Source organism: Streptomyces hydrogenans (genome assembly GCF_014656075.1).
Lineage (GTDB): Bacteria > Actinomycetota > Actinomycetes > Streptomycetales > Streptomycetaceae > Streptomyces > Streptomyces hydrogenans.
In genome coordinates, this window is record NZ_BNBS01000135.1 from 1 (window position 1) to 21847 (window position 21847).

The 21847-nt window shown below is 73.2% G+C and carries 23 protein-coding genes; 14 read left to right on the forward strand and 9 right to left on the reverse strand.

The genetic code is table 11. The annotated features are described in order from the left end of the window. Positions 1–609, reverse strand: a 609-nt coding sequence (locus IE321_RS35080; protein WP_308439736.1) for a BadF/BadG/BcrA/BcrD ATPase family protein, incomplete at its 3' end; no start/stop codon positions are given. A gap of 87 nt (positions 610–696) precedes the next feature. Between IE321_RS35080 and IE321_RS35085 the strand changes: the two genes are divergently transcribed. Further along, the gene (locus IE321_RS35085; RefSeq protein WP_190225877.1) at positions 697–1374 is read left to right on the forward strand and encodes a uracil-DNA glycosylase; all 678 of its coding nucleotides are present in this window, start codon (positions 697–699) and stop codon (positions 1372–1374) included. A 34-nt stretch (positions 1375–1408) separates the two neighbouring features. Here IE321_RS35085 and IE321_RS35090 read toward each other — a convergent pair whose 3' ends face one another. Together IE321_RS35090 and IE321_RS35095 are read right to left on the reverse strand one after the other, a co-directional pair. Continuing rightward, on the reverse strand, positions 1409–2491 hold the full coding sequence (locus IE321_RS35090) for a WD40/YVTN/BNR-like repeat-containing protein (RefSeq protein ID WP_190225878.1): 1083 nt from the start codon (positions 2489–2491) through the stop codon (positions 1409–1411). A 119-nt stretch (positions 2492–2610) separates the two neighbouring features. Next, entirely contained in the window at positions 2611–3690 is a 1080-nt protein-coding gene (locus IE321_RS35095) for an NADH:flavin oxidoreductase/NADH oxidase (RefSeq protein ID WP_190225879.1), read from the reverse strand. 306 nt (positions 3691–3996) lie between these two features. Between IE321_RS35095 and IE321_RS35100 the strand changes: the two genes are divergently transcribed. Continuing rightward, positions 3997–4353: an ArsR/SmtB family transcription factor gene (locus IE321_RS35100; protein ID WP_190225880.1), complete on the forward strand. Its 357-nt coding sequence runs from the start codon at positions 3997–3999 to the stop codon at positions 4351–4353. Positions 4354–4414: 61 nt separating this feature from the next. Here IE321_RS35100 and IE321_RS35105 read toward each other — a convergent pair whose 3' ends face one another. Continuing rightward, on the reverse strand, positions 4415–5068 hold the full coding sequence (locus IE321_RS35105; protein ID WP_190225881.1) for a DUF305 domain-containing protein: 654 nt from the start codon (positions 5066–5068) through the stop codon (positions 4415–4417). A 184-nt stretch (positions 5069–5252) separates the two neighbouring features. Between IE321_RS35105 and IE321_RS35110 the strand changes: the two genes are divergently transcribed. Then, positions 5253–6770 carry an LVIVD repeat-containing protein gene (locus tag IE321_RS35110; RefSeq protein WP_190225891.1) on the forward strand — a complete coding sequence of 506 codons (1518 nt, stop codon included), beginning with the start codon at positions 5253–5255 and terminating at the stop codon, positions 6768–6770. Positions 6771–6796: 26 nt separating this feature from the next. Here IE321_RS35110 and IE321_RS35115 read toward each other — a convergent pair whose 3' ends face one another. From IE321_RS35115 to IE321_RS35130, 4 genes are all read right to left on the reverse strand, one after another. Continuing rightward, positions 6797–7414, reverse strand: coding sequence for a TetR/AcrR family transcriptional regulator (locus IE321_RS35115; protein ID WP_043225141.1), 618 nt, complete (start codon positions 7412–7414; stop codon positions 6797–6799). Positions 7415–7547: 133 nt separating this feature from the next. Beyond that, positions 7548–8216 (reverse strand): phosphatase PAP2 family protein, encoded by a 669-nt coding sequence (locus IE321_RS35120; protein WP_190225882.1) that lies wholly within the window; start codon positions 8214–8216, stop codon positions 7548–7550. A gap of 88 nt (positions 8217–8304) precedes the next feature. After that, positions 8305–9249 (reverse strand): M56 family metallopeptidase, encoded by a 945-nt coding sequence (locus IE321_RS35125; RefSeq protein ID WP_190225883.1) that lies wholly within the window; start codon positions 9247–9249, stop codon positions 8305–8307. 110 nt (positions 9250–9359) lie between these two features. Continuing rightward, positions 9360–10007, reverse strand: a complete 648-nt coding sequence (locus IE321_RS35130) for a DUF5134 domain-containing protein (RefSeq protein WP_190225884.1) — start codon at positions 10005–10007, stop codon at positions 9360–9362. Positions 10008–10175: 168 nt separating this feature from the next. On the opposite strand from IE321_RS35130, the gene IE321_RS35135 reads away from it, so the two are divergent. From IE321_RS35135 to IE321_RS35155, 5 genes are all read left to right on the forward strand, one after another. Continuing rightward, a complete protein-coding gene (locus IE321_RS35135) occupies positions 10176–10745 on the forward strand; it encodes a GNAT family N-acetyltransferase (RefSeq protein WP_190225885.1) in 570 nt (189 codons plus the stop codon). Positions 10746–10901: 156 nt separating this feature from the next. Further along, positions 10902–12308: a DUF6421 family protein gene (locus IE321_RS35140; RefSeq protein ID WP_043225137.1), complete on the forward strand. Its 1407-nt coding sequence runs from the start codon at positions 10902–10904 to the stop codon at positions 12306–12308. 44 nt (positions 12309–12352) lie between these two features. Further along, entirely contained in the window at positions 12353–13111 is a 759-nt protein-coding gene (locus tag IE321_RS35145; RefSeq protein WP_190225886.1) for an SDR family NAD(P)-dependent oxidoreductase, read from the forward strand. Further along, positions 13090–14190 (forward strand): threonine aldolase family protein, encoded by a 1101-nt coding sequence (locus tag IE321_RS35150; RefSeq protein ID WP_372470232.1) that lies wholly within the window; start codon positions 13090–13092, stop codon positions 14188–14190. The genes IE321_RS35145 and IE321_RS35150 overlap by 22 nt, the downstream gene beginning before the upstream one ends. A gap of 82 nt (positions 14191–14272) precedes the next feature. Next, entirely contained in the window at positions 14273–14875 is a 603-nt protein-coding gene (locus tag IE321_RS35155) for a transglutaminase-like domain-containing protein (RefSeq protein WP_190225887.1), read from the forward strand. Between the two features lie 139 nt (positions 14876–15014). Here IE321_RS35155 and IE321_RS35160 read toward each other — a convergent pair whose 3' ends face one another. After that, the gene (locus tag IE321_RS35160) at positions 15015–15740 is read right to left on the reverse strand and encodes a lysophospholipid acyltransferase family protein (protein WP_043225132.1); all 726 of its coding nucleotides are present in this window, start codon (positions 15738–15740) and stop codon (positions 15015–15017) included. Positions 15741–15965: 225 nt separating this feature from the next. Between IE321_RS35160 and IE321_RS35165 the strand changes: the two genes are divergently transcribed. The 6 genes from IE321_RS35165 to IE321_RS35190 all read left to right on the forward strand — a co-directional run. Continuing rightward, complete coding sequence (locus tag IE321_RS35165) at positions 15966–16295, forward strand: TlpA family protein disulfide reductase (protein ID WP_043225131.1); 330 nt, start codon at positions 15966–15968, stop codon at positions 16293–16295. A 247-nt stretch (positions 16296–16542) separates the two neighbouring features. After that, positions 16543–17067 (forward strand): flavin reductase family protein, encoded by a 525-nt coding sequence (locus IE321_RS35170; protein ID WP_043225130.1) that lies wholly within the window; start codon positions 16543–16545, stop codon positions 17065–17067. 198 nt (positions 17068–17265) lie between these two features. Further along, complete coding sequence (locus IE321_RS35175) at positions 17266–18051, forward strand: electron transfer flavoprotein subunit beta/FixA family protein (RefSeq protein WP_079022082.1); 786 nt, start codon at positions 17266–17268, stop codon at positions 18049–18051. A 65-nt stretch (positions 18052–18116) separates the two neighbouring features. Continuing rightward, positions 18117–19079 (forward strand): electron transfer flavoprotein subunit alpha/FixB family protein, encoded by a 963-nt coding sequence (locus tag IE321_RS35180; RefSeq protein WP_190225888.1) that lies wholly within the window; start codon positions 18117–18119, stop codon positions 19077–19079. Between the two features lie 155 nt (positions 19080–19234). Continuing rightward, positions 19235–20527, forward strand: a complete 1293-nt coding sequence (locus IE321_RS35185; RefSeq protein WP_190225889.1) for a DUF6986 family protein — start codon at positions 19235–19237, stop codon at positions 20525–20527. 88 nt (positions 20528–20615) lie between these two features. Further along, on the forward strand, positions 20616–21847 hold a 1232-nt coding region (locus IE321_RS35190; protein WP_190225890.1), incomplete at its 3' end, for a serine/threonine-protein kinase.

The following is a 21847-nucleotide window of genomic DNA, read 5'->3' on the forward strand; positions in this document are numbered from 1 at the left end:
TCCGTGCAGCTTCTCCGCGCGGGCCAGCAGCGCCGGCGAACCGCCGCGCCGGCCGTCGTGCGCCCGCAGGGCCGCCTCCAGGCCCGCGCGGCCGATCCAGGCGCCGCTGCCGCAGTCGCCCAGGAGATGACCCCAGCCGTCGGCCCGGCGCCAGCCGCGCAGGTCGGTGCCGAGGGCGATCAGACCGGTGCCGCCCGCGACGACCGCGCCGGGCCGCGCGCCGAGCGCCCCCGCGTAGGCGGTGACGGCGTCGGCGGCGAGCCGGCTCCCGCGGACCTTCCAGGCGTCGGCGAAGGCCCCCGGGAGGACGGCCCGCAGCTCCTCGCCCAGGGTGGCCATCCCGGCGGCGCCCACGGCGGCGGCGAGCACCGGCCGGTCGCCTCCGGCCCCGGCGCGCAGCGCGGCGACGGCCGGCAGCACCGACTCCAGGAAGTGGGCGGCGGAGATCCCGCCCGGTCCGGTCCGCACGGGGCCTGGTGCGGCCGCCCGGCCGAGCACCGTCCCGTCGGCGGCCCGGGCGAGGGCGACCCGGAGCCCCGACCCGCCCGAGTCGATCCCGACGACCAGCGCGTCCACCGGTCCGCCGCCGCGTCCGCTCTCGGAATCCACGCTGCAACCGTCCTCACCGGGTGGGGTCTGGGGCCCGCAGTCTAGGGCGGAGGGCGTTGTCGGTGTAGGCCGCTAGAGTGACGGACCGTGACTGCGAGACCGTTGAACGAACTGGTGGAGCCCGGCTGGGCCAAGGCCCTGGAGCCCGTCGCGGGCCGGGTGGCCGAGATGGGCGACTTCCTGCGGGGCGAGATCGCCGCGGGCCGGAGCTATCTGCCCTCGGGGCCGAACGTACTGCGCGCCTTCCAGCAGCCGTTCGACGACGTGCGGGTGCTGATCGTCGGTCAGGACCCCTATCCCACGCCGGGGATGGCGATCGGCCTGAGCTTCGCGGTGGCCCCGGAGGTGCGGCAGCTGCCGGCCAGTCTCCTCAACATCTTCTGGGAGATGCACACCGACCTGGGCCACCCCCGTCCCTCCAACGGCGACCTCACGCCGTGGACCCGGCAGGGCGTCCTGCTGCTCAACAGGACGCTGACCACCTCCCCGCGCAACGCGGGCGCCCACCGGAACAAGGGTTGGGAGGAGGTCACCGAGCAGGCCATCCGCGCGCTCGCCGCCCGCGGCAAGCCGCTGGTCTCCATCCTCTGGGGCCGTGACGCCCGCAACGCCCGTCCGCTGCTGGGCAGTCTCCCGGCCGTGGAGTCGGCGCACCCGTCGCCGCGCTCCGCGGACCGGGGCTTCTTCGGCTCCCGGCCCTTCAGCAGGGCGAACGAGATGCTGGTCGCCCAGGGCGCCGAGCCGGTGGACTGGCTGTTGCCCTGAGCGGGACACCGACGGGCGTGCGGCGGCGGGGAGTTCAGATCACCGCCGCCCGCACGCACAGGACGTCCGGCAGGTGGTCGGCGAGGAGCCGCCAGCTGTCGCCGTCGTCGTCGCTCGCGTAGACCTCGCCGTTGCGGTTGCCGAAGTAGACGCCCGCCGGGTCGGCGTCGTCGGTGCACAGGGCGTCGCGCAGCACCGTGCCGTAGTGGTCGCCCTCCGGGAGTCCCCGGGAGAGGGGCTCCCAGCTCGTGCCGGCGTCCGTGGTGCGGTAGACCCGGCAGCGGCGCTCGGCCGGGACGCGGTCGGAGTCGGCGGTGATGGGGAAGACGTAGGCGGTGCCGGGGCGGTGCGGGTGCGCGGCCACGGCGAAGCCGAAGTCGGAGGGGAGCGATCCGCCGATGTCCGTCCAGTTGGCGCCCGCGTCGTCGCTGCGGAAGACGCCCCAGTGGTTCTGGAGGTACAGCCGGTCCAGGTCGCCCGCGTCCTGCGCGATCTTGTGGACGCACTGGCCGAACTCCGGGTCCGGGTCGGGCAGGAAGACGGCGGAGACGCCGTGGTTGGAGGGGGCCCAGGAGGTGCCGCCGTCCCGGCTGCGGAAGACGCCGGCGGTGGAGACGGCGACGGTGACGGCGTCGGGGTCGCGGCGGTCGGTGACGACGGTGTGCACGGCCTCGCCGCCGCCGCCCGGCACCCACTGGGAGCGGGTCGGGTGCTCCCACAGCGGCCGGACCAGGGCGAAGGACTCGCCGCCGTCGTCGGAGCGGAAGAGGGCGGCGGGTTCGGTGCCCGCGTAGACGACGCCGGGGGAGTGGGCCGGGGCCGGGTGGAGCTGCCAGACGCGCTCCAGGGAGGCGCCGGTCTCCTGGGGGAACTTGACGGCGGGCGCGGGCGGTTCGGTCCAGCTCCGCCCCAGGTCGTCGGAGTGGAAGACGGACGGCCCCCAGTGGGAGCTGTCGCCGCCGACCAGCAGCCGGGGGGTGTCCGGCCGGGTGTCGATGGCCACCGAGTAGACGGCCTGGGCGGGGAAGTGGGGATCGTCGAACTCCCAGCGCCCGTCGTGCCTGCGGCCGATGAAGAGTCCCTTGCGGGTGCCTACGGTGAGAAGTACATCGGGCATGGGGCCCACCTCCAGGACGCCGTTGTCGCGGATACGGGCCAGTCTGCACCCCGCCACCGACAACGGCGCACGAGGACACCCCGTGACCGTCGGGCCACGGGGTGTCCTCGCGGGGCGGGTCAGATCGCCCAGGCGTACTGCGGCGGCGCGAAGGTGGAGGCGCCGAGTTCGCGCGCGGCCCGGCGGGGCCAGGACGCGTCCCGGAGCAGCTCGCGGCCGAGGAGGACCGCGTCGGCCTCGCCGTTGGCGAGGATCTTCTCGGCCTGCGCGGGCTCGGTGATGAGGCCGACGGCGGCGACCGGCAGCCCGGTCTCGGCCTTCACCCGGGCGGCGAAGGGCACCTGGTAGCCGGGGCCGACCGGGATCCGGGCGGGGCCGCCGTTGCCGCCGCTGGAGACGTCGAGGAGGTCGACGCCGTGCTCGCGCAGCAGGGCGGCGAAGCGGACGGTCTCGTCCGGGGTCCAGCCCGCCTCCTCCAGCCAGTCGGTGGCGGAGACGCGGAAGAAGACGGGCAGTTCCTCGGGCCAGACGGCGCGGACCGCGTCCACGACCTCCAGGGCGAGCCGGGTCCGGTTCTCGAAGGAGCCGCCGTAGGCGTCGGTGCGGTGGTTGCTGTGCGGGGAGAGGAACTCGCCGATGAGGTAGCCGTGGGCGCCGTGCACCTCGACGACCTCGAAGCCGGCGGCCAGCGCGCGGCGGGCCGCGGCCGCGAAGTGGTCCACGACCTCCCGGATGCCGTCCTCGGTCAGCTCGGCCGGCACGGTGTAGCCCTCGTCGAAGGGGACCGGGCTCGGCGCGACCGGCTGCCACGCCTCCTCCGCCGGGGCGGGGCCGCGGCCGAGCCAGGGGCGCTCGGTGGCGGCCTTGCGGCCGGCGTGGGCGATCTGGATGCCCGGCACCGTGCCGTGCGCCTTGAGGAAGCCGGCGATCCGGCGCAGCGCCTCGGTCTGGGTGTCGTTCCACAGTCCGAGGTCGGCGGGGCTGATCCGGCCCTCGGGGGCGACGGCGGTGGCCTCGACCAGGATCAGGCCGGCGCCGCCGGTGGCGCGGGACGCGTAGTGGGCGAAGTGCCAGTCGGTGGCGACACCGGCGTTCGGGCCGAAGACCTCCGCCGAGTACTGGCACATCGGCGCCATCCAGACGCGGTTCGGGACGGTCAGCGAGCGGAGGGTGTAGGGCTCGAAGAGGGCGGCGCTCATCGGGGACTCCGTTTCGGGACGGCCGGAAGTGCCGGACGGTGGGGCCCGGCGGGATACTCGTACGATACTCATCGTAGTACGGCGACTGTCAAACTACGAGGGTTCTCGTACAATGAAGCCGTCCCGGACCCGCCCCGGACGAGTCGGCCCGGGGGAGGACCGTCCCTGGGAGGGGGCGACTCCCGTGAGGGGCCCCGGGAAGAACCGTCCCCGGGGGGAACCGGCGCCCGGCCGGGGGATACCGTCATCCGGGAAGAGCCGCCCTTCGGGCGGAACCGTCCCTCGGGAGAAAGTGGAGCCGCCGCCATGTCGACCCCCGCCACCCCCCGTCTCCTGGAGCACCCCGCGCCCGGGGAGATCCGCCTGGAGCTCGTGCTGCACGCGCTCTCGGACGCCGTACGGCTGCGGATCGTGAGCGAACTGGCCGCCGCCGAGACCGAGTTGAGCTGCTCCCACTTCGTGCTCCCGGTCACCAAGTCGACCACCACCCACCACTTCCGGGTGCTGCGCGAGGCCGGCGTCATCCGCCAGGACTACCGCGGCACCGCCAAGCTCAACGGCCTGCGTAGGACCGACCTCGACGCCCTCTTCCCGGGCCTCCTCGACACGGTCCTGGCGGCGGCCGAGGCGCAGTCCGCCCGTCTGGAGCCGGCCGGCGCGTGATCCGCCCGCCGGCGTCCGCGTCGGGGGGCTCCGGCCGGCGGCCCGTCGGCCGCCGCGGGGCTCACAGCGACCGCATCCGGTTGATCTCGGCCGTCTGCTGCGCGATCACGTCGTTCGCCATCTCCTCCACCAGCACGTTGTTGCCCTGCGCCAGCACCTCGGCCGCCATGGTGACGGCGCCCTCGTGGTGCGTGACCATCAGCTTCAGGAAGAGCTCGTCGAAGGCCGCGCCCTTCGCCGCGCGCAGCTCCGCCAGCTGGGCCTCGGTCGCCATGCCCGGCATCGTGTGATGGTCGTGCGCGCCCTGGTCCCGGGGCCCGCCGTTCGACTCCAGCCACCCCTCCATGGCGCCGATCTCCGGCTGCTGCGCCGCCGCGATCCGCTCGGCCACCTTCCTGACCTGCGACGAGCCGGCGCGGGTGGGAGCCAGTGAGGTCATGGTCAGGGCCTGGCGATGGTGCACGACCATCATCTGCACGTACCGGAAGTCCGCGCCGTTCGGCCGCTCGTCGGGGAGCAGGCTCGCCGCCTCCTCGGGCGAGACCCGCCGGGCCGGCTCGCCGGGCTTGCCCGGCACCACCACCCCGCCCGTTCCGGCCGCCGCCGTGGGCTTCGGCGAAGCGGAGCCGGAGCCCGACTCGCAGGCGCCCAGGGCGAGTACGGCCAGGGCGGAGAGGGTCACGGCGGCGACGGCACGGCGACGACGGATCAGCAACGGTACCTCCAGGGGGATTTGCGGGCACAGGGGCCGTTCCTAGCACTTCTTGCGGGGGAGTTGCCCAGGTTCCTTCATTACATCTGTGTTGCCATCTGTTGGGATGTGCACGCCAAGGAACATACTGCCGGGGTCCAGCACCGTTCAGCATTGAACGGAAAACACGGAGGACGGAGTGACTTCGTTGCCTACCCCGCACAGTCCGCGGTCCCGGTTCAGACGCATCGGCGCGGCCACCGCCGCCGCCGGCCTGCTGGCCGCCCTGCTCGCCACCGGCACCGCCGCCGCCACCCCCGACCCGGGAGACGCGCCGGTCCAGACGCCCGTCTCGGCGGAGCGGGCGGCCGAGGCCCGGTCGGCGATCCGGAGCGGCGAGATACCCGGCGTCGACGAGATCGTCCGAACCGACAACATCGCACACCTGGCGAACGTGCCCAAGGACGCGCTCAAGAGCCTCAACACCGACCTGGCCTTCCAGGGCAGGTACGCCTTCGCCGGGAACTACGACGGCTTCCGGATCTTCGACATCAGCGACCCGAAGAGCCCGAAGACCGTCGCCCAGGTCCTCTGCCCTGGTTCCCAGAACGACATCTCGGTCTCCGGGAACCTCCTCTTCCTCTCCACCGACTCCTCCCGCAGCGACGACTCGTGCGCCAGCACGACGCAGCCCGCCTCGGTCAAGGAGTCCTGGGAGGGCATGAAGATCTTCGACATCAGCGACATCGCGAACCCGAAGTACGTCGCCTCCGTCGAGACCGCCTGCGGCTCCCACACCCACACGATCCTGCCGCAGCGCAAGGACGTGTACGTCTACGTCTCCTCCTACTCGCCCAACGCGGCCTTCCCCGACTGCCGGCCGCCGCACGACGGCATCTCGGTCATCAAGGTGCCCCGCAAGGCGCCCGAGCAGGCCCGCATCGTCAACTTCCCCGTCCTCTTCCCCGGTGAGGGCCCGGACGGCGGCGGCAACCCCGGCGGTCCCACCAACCCGGGCGTCTCCAAGACCACCGGCTGCCACGACATCACCGTGCTGCCCGGCAAGGACCTCGCGGCCGGCGCCTGCATGGGCGACGGCATCCTCTTCGACGTCTCCGACCCCGAGCACCCCCGGGTGATCGACCAGGTCCAGGACAACGTCAACTTCGCCTTCTGGCACTCCGCGACCTTCAACCAGAAGGCCAACAAGGTCGTCTTCACCGACGAGCTCGGCGGCGGTGGCGGCGCGACCTGCAACACGGTCGTCGGCCCGAACCGCGGCGCCAACGGCATCTACGACATCGTCGGCAAGGGCGACAAGCGCAAGCTCGTCTTCCGCAGCTACTACAAGATCCCGCGCCCCCAGGCCGACACCGAGAACTGCGTGGCCCACAACGGCTCGCTGATCCCGGTCAAGGGCAAGGACCTCATGGTCCAGGCCTGGTACCAGGGCGGCGTCTCGGTCTGGGACTTCACCGACTCCGCGCACCCGAAGGAGATCGGCTACTTCGACCGCGGCCCGGTCTCCGACACCGCGCTCACCACCGGCGGATCCTGGTCCGCCTACTACTACAACGGCCACATCTACTCGAACGAGATCGCCCGGGGCCTCGACGTCCTGAAGATCTCCGACCGGCGCACCGACCCCGCGAAGCGGATCCGCATGGACGAGCTCAACGTCCAGACGCAGCCGGACTATTTCGAGGACTTCGGCGACCGCGACTGACCGTCGCCCCATCCGGACAGGACGCGTCAGAGCATGCCGTCGGGCGGACCACCGTCCGGCGGCATGCCGCTGTCCCACGCGAGTCCGTACCGGTGGAACAGCTCCGCGCGCAGCCGCGCCATCGGCATCGGCGCGCCCGGCAGCAGCACCCCGACCACCGCGCCCATCAGCAGCGCCCGCAGCAGCGGGTAGTCCCGGTCCACGTCCTCGGAGCCGTACCGCTCCACCGTGTCCCGCAGCAGGAAGGCGAGCCGCTGCTGCTCCTCGCAGCGGACGAAGCCCTCGGCCTGGAGGATGCCGGCCATGTGGGTCCGCATCAGCGTCGGCCGGGTCACCGCGAGCCCCAGGATCGCGTCGATCGCCCGGGCCATCCGCTCCCGCCCGTCCTCGGTGCGCGGCGGGCGCTCCAGCGCCTCGGCGAGCGTGAGGTGCATCAGCCGGTGCACCGCCGACTGGAGCAGCTGGCGCTTGCCGGCGAAGTAGTACGAGACCAGGCCCCGCGCCACCCCGGCCTGCCGGGCGATGTCGCCGAGGGTGGTCGCCTCGTAGCCGTGGACCCCGACCAGCTCGACGGTCGCCTCCAGGATCCGCTCCCGCGAGCGTCGCCGAAGCTCTTCGTTGACCGATGGGCTACGCGGCGTCATGCTGGGCTCCTGCGTTGACTGGCTCGCGGCCAATATACTCAGCGTGGCCCGTCGGCCCGCCCCTGTGGCGAGACGGCGGGAGGGGCCGCCTTTCCTGGGCGACACGGGGGATCGTCCAGGGAGGGCGGCCTCGTCATGTCCCCTCCCCTCCATGGTCGCGCTCCGGCGCGGGAAGGGGGCGGACGACGAGGCTCCGGCGGTACGCCAGGATGGCGACGGCCACGCAGCACCAGCCCATCAGCCAGCCGGCCAGCACGTCCGACGGCCAGTGCACGCCGAGGTAGATCCGGGTCCAGCCGACCCCGAGGACCGAGACCACGGCGATCCCGGCCACCGTGCCCCAGCCCCGCCACGGCTCCCGGCCGACGAGCGCGAGCACCCACAGCAGCAGCCCGCAGACCACGGCGGCCGTCATCGCGTGCCCGGACGGGAAGGCGGCGAAGTGGGCGGAGTCCACCGGGTCGCGCCAGACCGGCCGCTCCCGGCCGACCAGCGCCTTCACCGCCTGCTGCACCCCGAGGGAGGCCAGCACCGTCCCCACCACCCACAGCGCCAGGCGTCGGCGTCCGTACCGGGCGAGGAGCAGGGCGACGGCGAAGGCCAGCGCGCGCAGCGTCCACGGGTCCCACACCCAGTCGCTCAGCACGCGGTTGAGGTGGGTGAAGCCGGGGCGGGCCAGGGCGTCGCGGTGCAGCGCCTCGTCGACCGCGCGGTCGAAGGAGAGCAGCGGGGACCAGTCGGCCACCACGAGCACGAGCAGGAGCAGGGAGAGGACTCCGGTGACCACGGCGGAAGTACGCATTCCACGATCCTGCCGGACCGGCCGCCGGGGACCGCCCCGCGCAACACCGGTCGGCGTGTGGGCTGCCGCACTCCGCGCCGCCACCGAGTCAGCCGAGCGCGGCCAGGCCGGGGGAGAACGCGACGAGCACCGGGACGACCGGCACGAGGGCGGCGGTCGCCGTCAGCCGCAGCCTGCGGCCGGCGGTCAGCCGGGGCGCGGCGGTGAGCAGCCGGTCGACCCGGCGGGGCAGCCCGGCCACCGGGCCGGTGCCGGGGGCGGCGGCGAACACCCCCCGCTCCTCGTTCAGCTCCACCAGGGCGAGCGCGATGGTGAGCCGGCCGAAGCGGCGCGAGGCCACGTCGTCCGCGGCCAGTTCGACCAGCCGGTGCATCTCCTCGCGGAAGGCGGCGAAGACCGGGATGCCGGGGAAGCCGGCGGCGAGCGCGCCGGAGCAGTGCAGCAGCCAGTCGTGCCGGGCGCGGGCGTGCCCCTGCTCGTGGGCGAGGAGCGCGTCGAGCTGGCGCCCCTTCAGCCGGCGCAGGGCGGCGGTGGTGACGACCAGCCGGGGGGTGGTCCCGGGCAGCAGCCAGGCGTCGGGGCGCTCGCCCTCCAGGACGACGAGCCGTCCGCCGTCCGGCTCCTCCCCGGGCAGCTGCGGGGCGCGGACCAGCAGGTCGTCGCGGCGCTTGCGGCGGCGGGCGCGGGCCAGGCCGACCTCCCGGCCGAGCATGGCCCCCGTCCACACCCCGCCGGCCGCGAGGACCACGGCGAGCACGGCCGACCAGGGGCCGCCGCCGGTGGAGAGTTCGTACGCGTCGATCACCGCGCGCGGCGCGGGGGCGAAGACCTGGCCGCGCACGGCCTGCGAGGCGGCGGCCGCGCTGAGGGTCATCGAGAGGGCGAAGCTGACCAGGACCGCGGCCACCACGCACTGCCAGACCCAGAGCGCCACGACCGGTTCTCGCTCCGCCCAGTCGCCCCGGGCGAGCAGCCGGGGGGCGGTGAGCGCGGTCAGGACGCCGAGCAGCAGCAGTGCGAGGGAGACCCACATGACGCCAGCCTATGAGCGGGTGCTCCCCGGGGGTATGGCCTCGCCCGGCAAGTGACGTACGCCACGGTTTCGGGGTCCGTCGGGCCGAACAGCCGCGCGGGACAAGGGACTCAGAGCGTGCTGAGCATCGCCAGCATGGCGAGCCCCATCGACAGCCGGCAGACCAGGGTGAGTTCCGGGCGGGTCGCCCACGCGGGCCCGCCGGCCACCGCCGCGCCGGGTCCCGCGGCGCCGGCCACGCGCACGGACGCCCCGCCGTTCGCGCCGGCCACGCGCGCGTGCGGGGCGACCGGGACGAGCCGGGCGCCGGTGCGGAGCACGTACACCGTGTAGTAGAGGAGCAGTCCGCCGGTGAGCAGGGGGACGCCGCCCGTCGCGGCGGCGCCCGCGCCCAGGCCGTGCGCCGTGTGCGCCCCCGGTGCGCCGCCGGCCGCCGCCGGAGCCATCGAGAGCGCCATGTAGACCATCGCGAGGGAGCCGACCGCGTGGTGCAGCCGGTGCCCGTCGCGGCGCGCCGCGAACAGGTCGGCCGCGGCCACCGCGCCGAACAGCGCCGCGTACACCGCCCAGCTCCAGGACGGCGGGCTCAGGACGGCCGCGGGCAGCGCCATCGCGGCCATGCCGAAGCCCATCACGGCCTCCGCGCGGGCGGCGCGCCGCTCCTCGCCGGCGCAGGCCCGCATCCGCAGCAGGCAGTAGGCCCCGCTCGCCGCGCAGAGCGCGACCAGCAGCCAGCCGGACAGGGCCGGTCCGTGCACGGCACACCTCCCCCTCGACTCGTCCCCCAGGACAGGGCTGCCCCTCCGGGCCGCCGCCCACGCGGGCGCACGGGCGCGCACGGGCGTACGAAGGGGAGTGCGGCGGCGCGCGTTAGGCTCGGGAGGATCGCGCACGTCGATCACCGCGTCCGAGGGGAGCTCCGCACGATGGACACCGCCACGCCCGTTCCCGAGACCGCCACGAGCCGGCAGGTCGGCGTCACGTACCGGCGGGCGGTGCTCGACGACGTCCCCGTGGTGGTGCCGCTCGTCCAGTCGGCCTACCGGGGCGACGCCAGCCGGGGAGGCTGGACCACCGAGGCGGACCTCCTGGACGGGCAGCGGACCGATCCGGAGGGCGTGGCCGCCGTGATCACCGCGCCCGGCAGCGTGCTGCTCCTGGTGGAGCGGGACGGCGAGACGGTCGCCTGCTGCCAGCTGGAGCACCGGGGCGAGGCCGCCTACTTCGGCATGTTCGCGGTCCGGCCCGAGCTGCAGGGCGCCGGCCTCGGCAAGCTGATCATCGCGGAGGCCGAGCGGCGGGTGCGCGAGGAGTGGGACGCCCGCGAGATGCACATGACGGTGATCACCGCCCGGGAGGAGCTGATCGCCTGGTACGAGCGGCGCGGCTACCGGCGCACCGGCGAGACGAGCCCCTTCCCGTACGGCGACGAGCGCTTCGGCCTGCCCCGGCGGGACGACCTCCGCTTCGAGCTCCTGGTGAAGCCGCTGGTCTGATCCTTCCGGCGGAAGCACACGTTCACCCCCCGGCCGACAGGAAAAAATGCGGTCGGGCGGGTGTCTCACGGGAGAATTTCCCTTGCTCCCCTTGCGGGGAAGAGCCATGCGTGGTTACGGTTTCTTGACGCAAGGTTCTCCTGTGGAGGAAGAGGCATGACGGAAATTCTTGTGCAGGACGTGACCGGCGAGGGGATAGCCACCGCCGCCCCCGTGATCGACCACCCTGCCTGGCCGGAGCTCAAGAGCGCCGTGGAGGAGATCCGCGTCTGGCAGCGGGCCGACGGCTCCGTCGACTTCGAGGCCGAGGGCGCGCCCGCCCGCTCCCTCGTCGAGCTCACCGTCGACCGCCTCGTCGCCTCCGTCGAGCAGCTCTCCCCGCTCGTGCCGCACGACGCCGCGTACCACCGCGCCCTCGTCGCCGACCTGCGCAAGTGGTCCGAGGGCGGCTTCGGCGTCCCGGACTTCCTGGACTCGCTGCTCGAGTTCCACCCGGCCGCCGGCCGCGCCGACGGGCTCCAGCACCTCGTGCTCTTCCCGATGTACACGCAGAACGGCAACCCGGACCGCAACTTCGAGGCCGTCGTGCTCCGCATGGTCTGGCCCGAGTGGCTCTCCGAGCTGGAGCGCACCCGCTACGACAACCCCGGCTTCTGCGGCATCACCTTCGAGGACTTCACCGCCGGGTACGACACCAACTCGGCCGTCCTCTTCCCGGAGACCGTCGCCGTCCGCGAGGTCCCCGAGCGCTTCACCTGGGGCGGCATCTTCTGCGACCGCGAGGCCGCCCGCTTCCGCAAGGTCACCGAGGCCGCCGTCGACACCCTGGGCGTCCGGCTCCCCGAGGACATCGCCGCCATGCTCGGCGACCAGGCCCGCTGCCAGCAGGCGTTCGCCCTGTGGGACCTGGTCCACGACCGCGCCCACAGCCGCGGCGACCTGCCCTTCGACCCCTTCATGATCAAGCAGCGCCAGCCGTTCTGGATGTACGGCCTGGAGGAGCTCCGCTGCGACCTCACCGCCTTCAAGGAGGCCGTGAAGCTGGAGGGCGAGGGCAACCCGCACGGCCGCGACGTGCAGTACGCGGTCCTCTTCGACCGGATGTTCCGCTTCCCGCTCACCGGCGACCGCAACCGGAACTACGACGGTCTGGGCGGCCAGCTCCTCTTCGCGTACCTCCACAAGAACGACGTGGTGCGCTGGACGGACAACATCCTCACCATCGACTGGGACCGCGCCCCCGAGGTCACCAACCGCCTCTGCGCCGACATCGAGACCCTCTACCGCGACGGCATCGACCGTCCGAAGCTGGTCCACTGGTTCAAGGCGTACGAGTTCGTCTCCGGCTACCTGGCCCCGCACCCGGGCTCGAAGTGGGCCAAGGGCCCCGACGCCCTGGACCTCTCCCTCCCGCCGCGCAAGCTCGTCGACGACGTGCTTCCCGACGAGTTTCCGCTCAGCATGTTCTTCGAGGCCCTCGCCAAGAAGATGAAGGGCGTCATCGCGGACACCAAGGGCATCACGGCCGCGGACATGCCCGACACCGAGCGGGTCGCCGCGTGAGCGAGTCCGGCCTGTCCGTCCCGAACACGGAGGAGGCGGCGCCCATGAACGCCGAATCGAACGGTGGACCCCTCGACGGGGCCGTCATCGCGGTGGCCGGCGCGGCCGGCCCCGCCGGCCGGGCGGCCCTGATCCGCCTCGCCGGCGCCGGCGCCACGGTGGTCGCCGCCGACGCCGATCCCGCCCGTCTCGCCGAAGCCGTCGAGGCCGCCCGCGGGACCCACGGCGCGAAGGTCGTCGGCGAGACCGTGGACCTCCTCGACCTCGCCGCCACGCGCGCGTGGGCCGACAAGACGGAGAAGGAGTTCGGCCGCGTCGACGGCGTCGTCCACCTCGTGGGCGGCTGGCGCGGCAGCCCCTCCTTCACCGAGACCGACCTCAAGGACTGGGACTTCCTGGAGAAGCTCCTGATCCGCACGGTCCAGCACACCTCCCTCGCCTTCCACGACGCCCTGCTCCGCAGCGGCGGCCGCGGCCGCTACGCCCTGATCAGCCAGGTCGGCGCCCACAAGCCGCAGGCCAACAACGCCGCGTACAACGCGGGCAAGGCCGCCGCCGAGGCGTGGACGCTGGCCATGGCGGACTCCTTCCGCAAGCTGGGGGGCGAGGACGGCCCGCAGGCCGCGGCTGCCATCCTGGTGATCAAGGCATTGGTGCACGACGCCATGCGCGCCGAACGCCCCAACGCGAAGTTCGCGGGCTTCACCGACGTGAAGGACCTGGCCGACGAGATCGCCGGTCTGTGGGAGCGGCCCGCCCAGGAAGTGAACGGACAGCGCCTGTGGCTGACCCCCGCACCGTGACCGCCGCCCTCGGACACCGGACCGACGCCCGTCGTCACCACGACCCGTCGGTCCGGGGCTTCGCGAGCGACAACTACGCCGGCGTCCACCCCGAGATCCTCGCCGCGATCGCCCTCGCCAACGACGGCCACCAGGTCGCCTACGGCGAGGACGACTACACGGACCACCTCCAGCGGATCGTGCACAGCCACTTCGGCCCGCTCGCGGAGGCCTTCCCGGTCTTCAACGGCACCGGGTCGAACGTGACCGCCCTCCAGGCGCTCACCGACCGCTGGGGCGCCGTGATCTGCGCCGAGTCCGCCCACATCAACGTGGACGAGGGCGGTGCGCCGGAGCGCATGGGCGGCCTCAAGCTGCTCACCGTGCCGACCCCGGACGGCAAGCTCACCCCCGAGCTGATCGACCGGCAGGCGTGGGGCTGGGAGGACGAGCACCGGGCGATGCCCCAGGTCGTCTCGATCACCCAGAACACCGAGCTGGGCACCGTCTACACCGTGGACGAGGTCCGTGCCATCGTCGAGCACGCCCACTCCAAGGGCATGAAGGTGCACCTCGACGGCGCCCGGATAGCCAACGCGGCCGCCTCCCTCGACGTGCCGATGCGCGCCTTCACCAACGCGGTGGGCGTCGACGTCGTCTCGTACGGCGGCACCAAGAACGGCATGCTCTTCGGCGAGGCCGTGATCGTCCTCAACCCGGACGCCGTCAGCCACATGAAGCACCTGCGCAAGCTGTCCATGCAGCTCGCCTCCAAGATGCGCTTCCTGTCGGTGCAGCTGGAGGCGCTGCTCGCCAAGGACCTCTGGCTGCGCAACGCCCGGCAGGCCAACGCGATGGCCCGCCGCCTCGCGGACGGCGTGGGCGCCCTGGACGGGGTGGAGATCCTCTACCCGGTGCAGGCCAACGCGGTCTTCGCGCGCCTCCCGCACGAGGTCAGCCGTCGGCTCCAGAAGCGGTTCCGCTTCTACTTCTGGGACGAGCAGGCCGGCGACGTGCGCTGGATGTGCTCCTTCGACACCACGGAGGACGACGTCGACGCCTTCCTCCAGGCCCTGAAGGAAGAGCTCGCCCGCGCGTAGAGAGACGGACAGAACTGAATAGGTATGCGGTCGAGTGGAAAAAGATTGACTCTGCTCGGCCGCCTTCCTATGCTCGCGGCTCATGGAGCTGACGCAAGAGAACCCTGATGTCGACGCGTATCTGGCGGTCGGTGAGGCGGTCGACCACGACCATCCCCTCGTGCGGGCCACCGCGGAACGCATCTCACTCACGCACCCCGAAGCATACTCATACGCCAAAGCGAGCTATGAGTTCGTCCGTGACACCATCCCGCACTCCCAGGACTCGGGTGATCCCCGCGTCACCTGGCGCGCCTCCGACGTCCTGGAGCAGGGCACCGGCATCTGCTACGCGAAGTCGGTCGCGTACGCCGCCCTGCTCCGCGCCCGGGGCATCCCCGCCGCGCTCTGCTACCAGCGTCTGGCGGACGACGACGGGACGAACCCGGTGATCCACGGGCTCGTCGCGGTGCGGCTGCCCGGCGAGGAGCGGTGGGCCCGGCAGGACGTGCGAGGAAACGTGCCGCCCGGCGTGGACGCGCAGTTCTCCATCGAGGAGGAGCGGCTGGCCTGGGTCGTGCGCCCCGAGATCGACGAGGTGGACTATCCGGTGCTCCACGCCGAACCCCACCCGGTCGTCCTCCACGCGCTCCGGGCCGCGACCGACCGGCCCCACCTGTGGCGGACCCTCCCCACGGAGCTCTGACCCCGGCGGCGGGGACCGCCCCGGACCGCGGGCGGGTACTGCTCGGCAGGGCGGTGGCGAGGAGCTCGCCGAGACGCCCTGAAGATCGGCCCCGGGGCGCGGACCACCGTCCGCGACCTCGGGTGACCGGCGGCCGGACCTACTTCCCGGCGGCCTTCAGCTGCTCCGGGGTCGGCGCCGTGCCGCCCAGGTGCGCGGGGATCCACCAGGTGTCCGCGGCGTCCTTCGGGCGCACCGGGTAGGCGCGCTGCGCGGCCTCCAGGAGCTCCTGGACGCGGTCGCGCAGCCGCCGGGTGATCGCCCCCGCGTACTGGTCGGCGGGAGCCTCCACCGGCTCGCCGACGCGGATCGTCACCGGGATGTGGGCGCGCTTGAAGTTCCGCGGCCGGCCCTTCGTCCAGATCCGCTGCGTCCCCCACAGGGCCATGGGGATCAGCGGCACCCCGGCCTCCTGGGCGAGCCGGGCCGCGCCCGACTTGAAGCTCTTCAGCGTGAAGGACTCCGAGATGGTCGCCTCGGGGAAGACGCCGACGATCTCGCCCGACCGCAGCGCCTCCAGGGCGTGCTTGTAGGCGTGCTCGCCCTGGGACCGGTCCACGGGGATGTGCTTCATCGCCCGCATCAGCGGCCCGGAGACCTTGTGCCGGAAGACGGATTCCTTCGCCATGAAGCGCACCAGCCGCTTCTGGGGCAGCGCGGCCAGACCGTCGAAGATGAAGTCCAGGTAGCTGATGTGGTTGCTGACCAGGACGGCGCCGCCGGTGCGCGGGATGTGCTCCGAACCCTGTGTGTCGATCTTGAGGTCGAGCGCCTTGAACATGGTGAGCGCGGCGCCGACCACCGGTCGGTACACGAGTTCTGCCATGGGAGAGGTACCCCTTCGTCTGTGCCTTTCGGGAGGGCTCTCCCGGCGAAGTTACGCGGCCGTAGGTTTTCGGCTTTGGGCAGATCGTGCCGCATGTGGGCCGCCGTGACCAGTCCATGCGGCTTCGCACGGGGAGATTCTCGTCACTCGCGGTGGTCGTGGCGGGAATCGGACGGTGCCGTGCGACGCTGCACGGGGAGAAGGACGCGGAAACGGCAGGTGGGGATGACGGTGACGGACACGACACGGCGGATCGGGCCGGAGCGCCTCGGCGGCGCGGAGCTGGGGGAGCGGGCGACGCTCGTCCAGTTCTCCACCGCCTTCTGCCAGCCCTGTCGGGCCACCCGCCGGGTGCTGGACGAGGTCGCCGCCATGGTGCCGGGCGTCGCGCACGTGGAGATCGACGCGGAGGAGCACCTGGGGCTGGTGCGCGACCTCGGGGTGACCCGTACGCCCACCGTCCTCGTCCTCGACGCGGCCGGCCGGATCGTGCGCCGGGCCGCCGGACAGCCCCGCAGGGCCGACGTCATCGCCGCCCTCGGTCACGCGCTGTGAGCGCGGTCCCGGCCGGTCCGGTGGTGACGACGTGCGGCCGGGGGTTCTGACACGGTGACACATCTCCCACATGCCGGTACGCACTTGACCTCGGCCGTCACCCGTCGTCACCCTGACGGAGTGACCGGTGACCTCCTTCTCTACGGCCGGGCCCATGTGGACCTGGGCCGCCATGCGAGCGCGCGCTGTCCGGGTGTCTGACACCCCCGGAACCCGCTCCAAGCCGCCCCGCACGAAGGACAACTCCATGACGGTTTCGCCCGAGCTCCGTACCGTTCCCACGATCGGCGCCCCCAGGTCCGCCTCGCCCGACCTGCTCCGCTCCGTCTTCCGCCGCCACGCCGCCGGCGTGGCCGTGATCACCGCCCACGGGGAGCGTCCCGTCGGCTTCACCGCCACCTCGCTCAACTCCGTCGCCGCCGACCCGCCGCTGATCTCCTTCGGCGTGGGCACCGGCTCCTCCAGCTGGCCCGTGGTCGCCGAGGCCGAGCACATCGGCGTCCACATACTCGGCGAGCACCAGGAGGAGCTGGCGGCCACCTTCGCGCGCAGCGGCGCCGACCGGTTCGCCGAGCCGACCCGCTGGAGCCGGGGTCCCGAGGGCGTGCCCGTCCTCGACGGCGTGCTGGCCTGGCTGGTGTGCCGCGTGGTGGCCCGGGTGCCCGCCGGCGACCACCGGATCGTCATCGCGCAGGCGGTCGCGGGCGACCCCGAGGGGGCGGGCCGGCCGCTGCTCTACCACCACGGGCGCTTCAACGCTCTGCGCGACTGAGAGTTCCCGTGACGGCCGTGTTCCGCGCGTTGGCCAGATCACATTGCTGAGCGCTTGCTTACTGGTCACGAACTGGGTGTACTGACGAGTAATATCTGGTCCGGGCGTCCGGCGCCCCGACCGGAAACCCGCCCTTCAGGCGCCTATGCTGCGAGCAACAAGGCAGCCCCGTTATGACGATGCAGTAGGAGAGCCGGCGTGAGCTTGAGGATCGTTGTCTGTGTGAAGTACGTGCCGGACGCCACTGGCGACCGGAAGTTCGCCGACGACCTGACGGTCGACCGCGAGGACGTCGACGGTCTCCTGTCGGAGCTCGACGAGTACGCGGTCGAGCAGGCGCTGCAGATCGCCGAGGAGGCGGACGACGCCGAGGTCACCGTCCTCACCGTCGGCCCCGAGGACGCGCGCGACGCGCTGCGCAAGGCGCTGTCCATGGGCGCCGACAAGGCCGTCCACGTCGACGACGAGGACATTCACGGCTCCGACGTCATGGCCACCTCGCTGGTGCTCGCCAAGGCGATCGAGAAGGTCGGCTACGACCTGGTCATCTCGGGCATGGCCTCCACCGACGGCACCATGGGTGTCCTGCCGGCGATCCTGGCCGAGCGCCTGGGCGTCCCGCAGGTCACCCTGCTGTCCGAGGTCAAGGTCGAGGGCGGCACCGTCACCGGCCGTCGTGACGGCGACACCGCCTCCGAGCAGCTGGAGGCGTCCCTCCCGGCCGTCGTCTCGGTGACGGACCAGTCGGGCGAGGCGCGCTACCCGTCCTTCAAGGGCATCATGGCCGCGAAGAAGAAGCCGGTCGAGGAGCTGGAGCTCGACGACCTGGACATCGACGCGGACGAGGTCGGCCTGGCCGGCTCCTGGACCGCCGTGGACTCCGCCGACGAGCGTCCGGCGCGCACCGCGGGCACGATCGTCAAGGACGAGGGCGAGGGCGGCAAGCAGCTCGCCGAGTACCTCGCGAGCCAGAAGTTCATCTAAGGCTCCCGCGAGCCGCGCTGTCCCCTCAGGCCGTCCCTTTTTCGTTCGCAGGAGATTGAAGTCCCATGGCTGAGATTCTCGTCTACGTCGACCACGTCGACGGAGCCGTCCGCAAGCCCACCCTGGAGCTGCTGACCCTCGCCCGCCGTCTCGGCGAGCCGGTCGCCGTCGCGCTGGGCAACGGCGCCGCCGACACCGCCGCCGTCCTCGCCGAGCACGGCGCCACCCGCGTCCTGACCGCCGAGGCCGCCGAGTTCGCCGACTACCTCGTCGTCCCGAAGGTCGACGCCCTCCAGGCCGCCTACGACGCCGTGTCCCCGGCCGCCGTGCTCGTCCCGTCCTCCGCCGAGAACAAGGAGATCGCGGCCCGCCTCGCGGTCCGCGTCGGCTCCGGCATCATCACCGACGCCGTGGACCTGGAGGCCGGTGACGAGGGTCCGGTCGCGACGCAGTCCGCGTTCGCCGCCTCCTTCACCACCAAGTCCCGGGTCTCCCAGGGCACCCCGGTCATCACGGTCAAGCCGAACTCGGCCCCCGTGGAGGCCGCCCCGGCCGCCGGCGCCGTCGAGGCCCTGGCCGTCTCCTTCTCGGAGAAGGCCACCGGCACCAAGGTCACCTCCCGCACCGCGCGCGAGTCGACCGGCCGCCCGGAGCTCACCGAGGCCGCGATCGTGGTCTCCGGCGGTCGCGGCGTCAACGGCGCCGAGAACTTCGCCGTCATCGAGGCGCTCGCCGACTCGCTCGGCGCGGCCGTCGGCGCCTCCCGCGCCGCCGTCGACGCCGGCTGGTACCCGCACTCCAACCAGGTCGGCCAGACCGGCAAGTCGGTCTCCCCGCAGCTGTACATCGCGGCGGGCATCTCCGGCGCGATCCAGCACCGCGCCGGCATGCAGACCTCGAAGACCATCGTCGCCATCAACAAGGACGCCGAGGCCCCGATCTTCGACCTCGTCGACTACGGCGTCGTGGGCGACCTCTTCGACGTCGTCCCGGTCCTGACCCAGGAGGTCCAGTCCCGCAAGGGCTGACGACCAGCGCTTCCGCGGGTCCAGGGGGCCGCACGGCGATTCTCGCCGTGCGGCCCCCGGCCGTTTCGGACAACCATTGACGCAGGCCCGGCGGACTATTAACTTCGCTATGCGGATTGTTGATTCCGTGAAGCGGAAAATAGGAGGGATCAGGGATGGGTCAGCAGGAGAAGGTGTCGACGAGCCTCGCGGGCGCGGTCAGCGAGGGCATCAGCTCCTCCCTCGCCGCGGTGGACGCCGAGCTCGACCGCCGCTACCCGGGCGACCCCGGCACCCGCCAGCCCGTCCACACCGTCTACGTCCCCGGCAACGTCTTCGACGCCGGCACCATCCGGTCCTGGGGCGACCAGGCCCTCGCCGCGCTCGACGAGCACGCGCCGGACGCCGCCTCCTTCGCCGCCGTCCTCGGCCTCTCCGACGAGCTCGCCGAGGACGTGTACACCCGCGTCCGCGCCAAGCTGGAGCGCGAGCCGATCGAGGACCTCCGGGTCGACTTCGAGGACGGCTACGCCGGCGCCGACGAGGACCAGGACGCCGCCAAGGCCGCCCGCCTGATCAACGAGGCGTACGCGAACGGCGGCGCCGCCCCGTACATGGGCATCCGGATGAAGTGCATGGAGGCCGCCGTCCGCGACCGCGGCATCCGCACCACCGACGTCTTCCTCACCGGCCTCCTGGAGAATGGCGGCCTGCCCGACGGCCTCGTCCTCACCCTCCCGAAGGTCACCTACCCCGAGCAGGTCACCGCCTTCGTCCGGCTCCTCGAAGCCTTCGAGAAGGCCCACGGCCTCGACGCCGGCCGCCTCGGCTTCGAGATCCAGATCGAGACCAGCCAGTCCATCCTGGCCGCCGACGGCACCGCCGCCGTCGCCCGCATGATCGACGCCGCCGAGGGCCGCGCCACCGGCCTCCACTACGGCACCTTCGACTACAGCGCCTGCCTCGGCGTCTCCGCCGCCTACCAGGCCAGCGACCACCCGGCAGCCGACCACGCCAAGGCGATCATGCAGGTCGCCGCCGCCGGCACCGGCGTACGCGTCTCCGACGGCTCCACCAACGTCCTCCCGGTCGGCTCCACCGCCCACGTCCACGAGGCGTGGAAGCTGCACTACGGCCTCACCCGCCGCGCCCTGGCCCGCGCCTACTACCAGGGCTGGGACATGCACCCGGGCCACATCCCCACCCGCTACGCCGCCGTCTTCGCCTTCTACCGCGAGGGCTTCGAGACCGCCGCCAAGCGCCTCTCCGCCTACGCCAACCACACCGGCGGCGACGTGATGGACGAGCCCGCCACCGCCAAGGCCCTCTCCTCCTACCTGCTGCGCGGCCTCCAGTGCGGCGCCCTCGACACCGCCGAGGTCGACGCCCTCACCGGCATGACCCGCGCGGACGTGGAGCGCTTCGCGGCCCCGCGCCGCGGCGACCTCACCGCCGGCGCCGGGCGCTGACCCTCCGCTGCGCGGATCCGTCACTTTTCCGCCAACTGCCCCGTACTCTTGTCGAGTTCAGCATGATCGACAGGGGAACGGGGCAGCGGTGTCTTCGGGGGAGAACGAGCGGCTCGCGGGCCGCTACAGAGTCGTGCGCCGGCTCGGGCGCGGTGGCATGGGCGTGGTCTGGCACGCGGTGGACGAGGTCCTGGGCCGCGAGGTGGCCGTCAAGGAGCTCCGTACGTACACGGACACGGCCGCCGGTGAACTCGCCGACCTGCGGCTGAGGATGACCCGCGAGGCCCGCGCGGCGGCCCGGGTCCGCCACCCCGGGGTGGTCGCCGTCCACGACGTCACCGAGCACGAGGGCCGGCCGGTCATCGTCATGGAGCTGGTCGACGGCCCCTCGCTCGACGACGTCCTCAAGGAGCGGGGCGCGCTGGAGCCGCGCGAGGCCGCACGGATCGGCGCCGCCGTCCTGGAGGCGCTGGCCGCCGCCCACGACGCCGGGGTGCTGCACCGGGACGTGAAGCCCGGCAACATCCTCCTCGACCGCTCGGGCCGCACCGTTCTCACCGACTTCGGCATCGCCGCCATGGAGGACCCGGGGGACGGCTCCGCCACCCGCCTCACCCGCAGCGGCGAGATCATCGGCTCCCTCGACTTCCTCGCCCCCGAGCGGGCCCGCGGCGCCGACCCGGCCCCGGCGGCGGACGTCTGGGCCGTCGGCGCCACCCTCTACGCGGCGGTCGAGGGCTCCTCACCCTTCCGCCGTACCTCGACCTGGTCGACGCTCGCCGCGATCGTCGCCGACCCGCTCCCCGACCCCCGCCGCTCCGGCCCGCTCGCCCCGGTCCTCCTCCGCCTCCTGGACAAGGACCCGGCCACCCGCCCGGACGCCAGGGAGGCGGCCCGGATGCTCGCGGCCCTCGTGGACCCGGCCGGGACGCCGGCGGCCACGGCCCCGGAGGCTCCCGGGCCCGTCGGGGCCTTCGGGCCGCCGGTGCCCCTGATCCCGGCCGGCCCGGCGGTCCCGGCCGTCCCGGCGGTCACGGCGCCGCCCGGCCGGGCCCGGCGGGGGAAGCCCGCCCGCCGGGCGAACGCGCTGGTCGTCGCGTCCGCCGCCGCCGTCCTGCTGGCCGGCGGAGGCATCACGTACGCCCTCATGGACCGCGACGACACCGCCCCGCGCGCCGCGGACTCCTCGTCCGGCACCGCCGCCGGCGGCACCGACGGCGCCTCGGGCACGGCCGGCGACCCCGGACGCGTCCTGGACCCCGGCACCAGCGCCACGCCGGCCTCCGCCCCGCCCGGCACCGGCCCCTCCTCGGCCGCCCC

Excerpts from the sequence above, each read along its gene's own strand:
- IE321_RS35090 (WP_190225878.1), bottom strand. The coding sequence starts at position 2,491 with ATGCCCGATGTACTTCTCACCGTAGGCACCCGCAAGGGACTCTTCATC.
- IE321_RS35095 (WP_190225879.1), bottom strand. The coding sequence starts at position 3,690 with ATGAGCGCCGCCCTCTTCGAGCCCTACACCCTCCGCTCGCTGACCGTC.
- IE321_RS35100 (WP_190225880.1), top strand. The coding sequence starts at position 3,997 with ATGTCGACCCCCGCCACCCCCCGTCTCCTGGAGCACCCCGCGCCCGGG.
- IE321_RS35115 (WP_043225141.1), bottom strand. The coding sequence starts at position 7,414 with ATGACGCCGCGTAGCCCATCGGTCAACGAAGAGCTTCGGCGACGCTCG.
- IE321_RS35120 (WP_190225882.1), bottom strand. The coding sequence starts at position 8,216 with ATGCGTACTTCCGCCGTGGTCACCGGAGTCCTCTCCCTGCTCCTGCTC.
- IE321_RS35125 (WP_190225883.1), bottom strand. The coding sequence starts at position 9,249 with ATGTGGGTCTCCCTCGCACTGCTGCTGCTCGGCGTCCTGACCGCGCTC.
- IE321_RS35135 (WP_190225885.1), top strand. The coding sequence starts at position 10,176 with ATGGACACCGCCACGCCCGTTCCCGAGACCGCCACGAGCCGGCAGGTC.
- IE321_RS35140 (WP_043225137.1), top strand. The coding sequence starts at position 10,902 with ATGACGGAAATTCTTGTGCAGGACGTGACCGGCGAGGGGATAGCCACC.
- IE321_RS35145 (WP_190225886.1), top strand. The coding sequence starts at position 12,353 with ATGAACGCCGAATCGAACGGTGGACCCCTCGACGGGGCCGTCATCGCG.
- IE321_RS35155 (WP_190225887.1), top strand. The coding sequence starts at position 14,273 with ATGGAGCTGACGCAAGAGAACCCTGATGTCGACGCGTATCTGGCGGTC.
- IE321_RS35160 (WP_043225132.1), bottom strand. The coding sequence starts at position 15,740 with ATGGCAGAACTCGTGTACCGACCGGTGGTCGGCGCCGCGCTCACCATG.
- IE321_RS35165 (WP_043225131.1), top strand. The coding sequence starts at position 15,966 with ATGACGGTGACGGACACGACACGGCGGATCGGGCCGGAGCGCCTCGGC.
- IE321_RS35170 (WP_043225130.1), top strand. The coding sequence starts at position 16,543 with ATGACGGTTTCGCCCGAGCTCCGTACCGTTCCCACGATCGGCGCCCCC.
- IE321_RS35180 (WP_190225888.1), top strand. The coding sequence starts at position 18,117 with ATGGCTGAGATTCTCGTCTACGTCGACCACGTCGACGGAGCCGTCCGC.
- IE321_RS35185 (WP_190225889.1), top strand. The coding sequence starts at position 19,235 with ATGGGTCAGCAGGAGAAGGTGTCGACGAGCCTCGCGGGCGCGGTCAGC.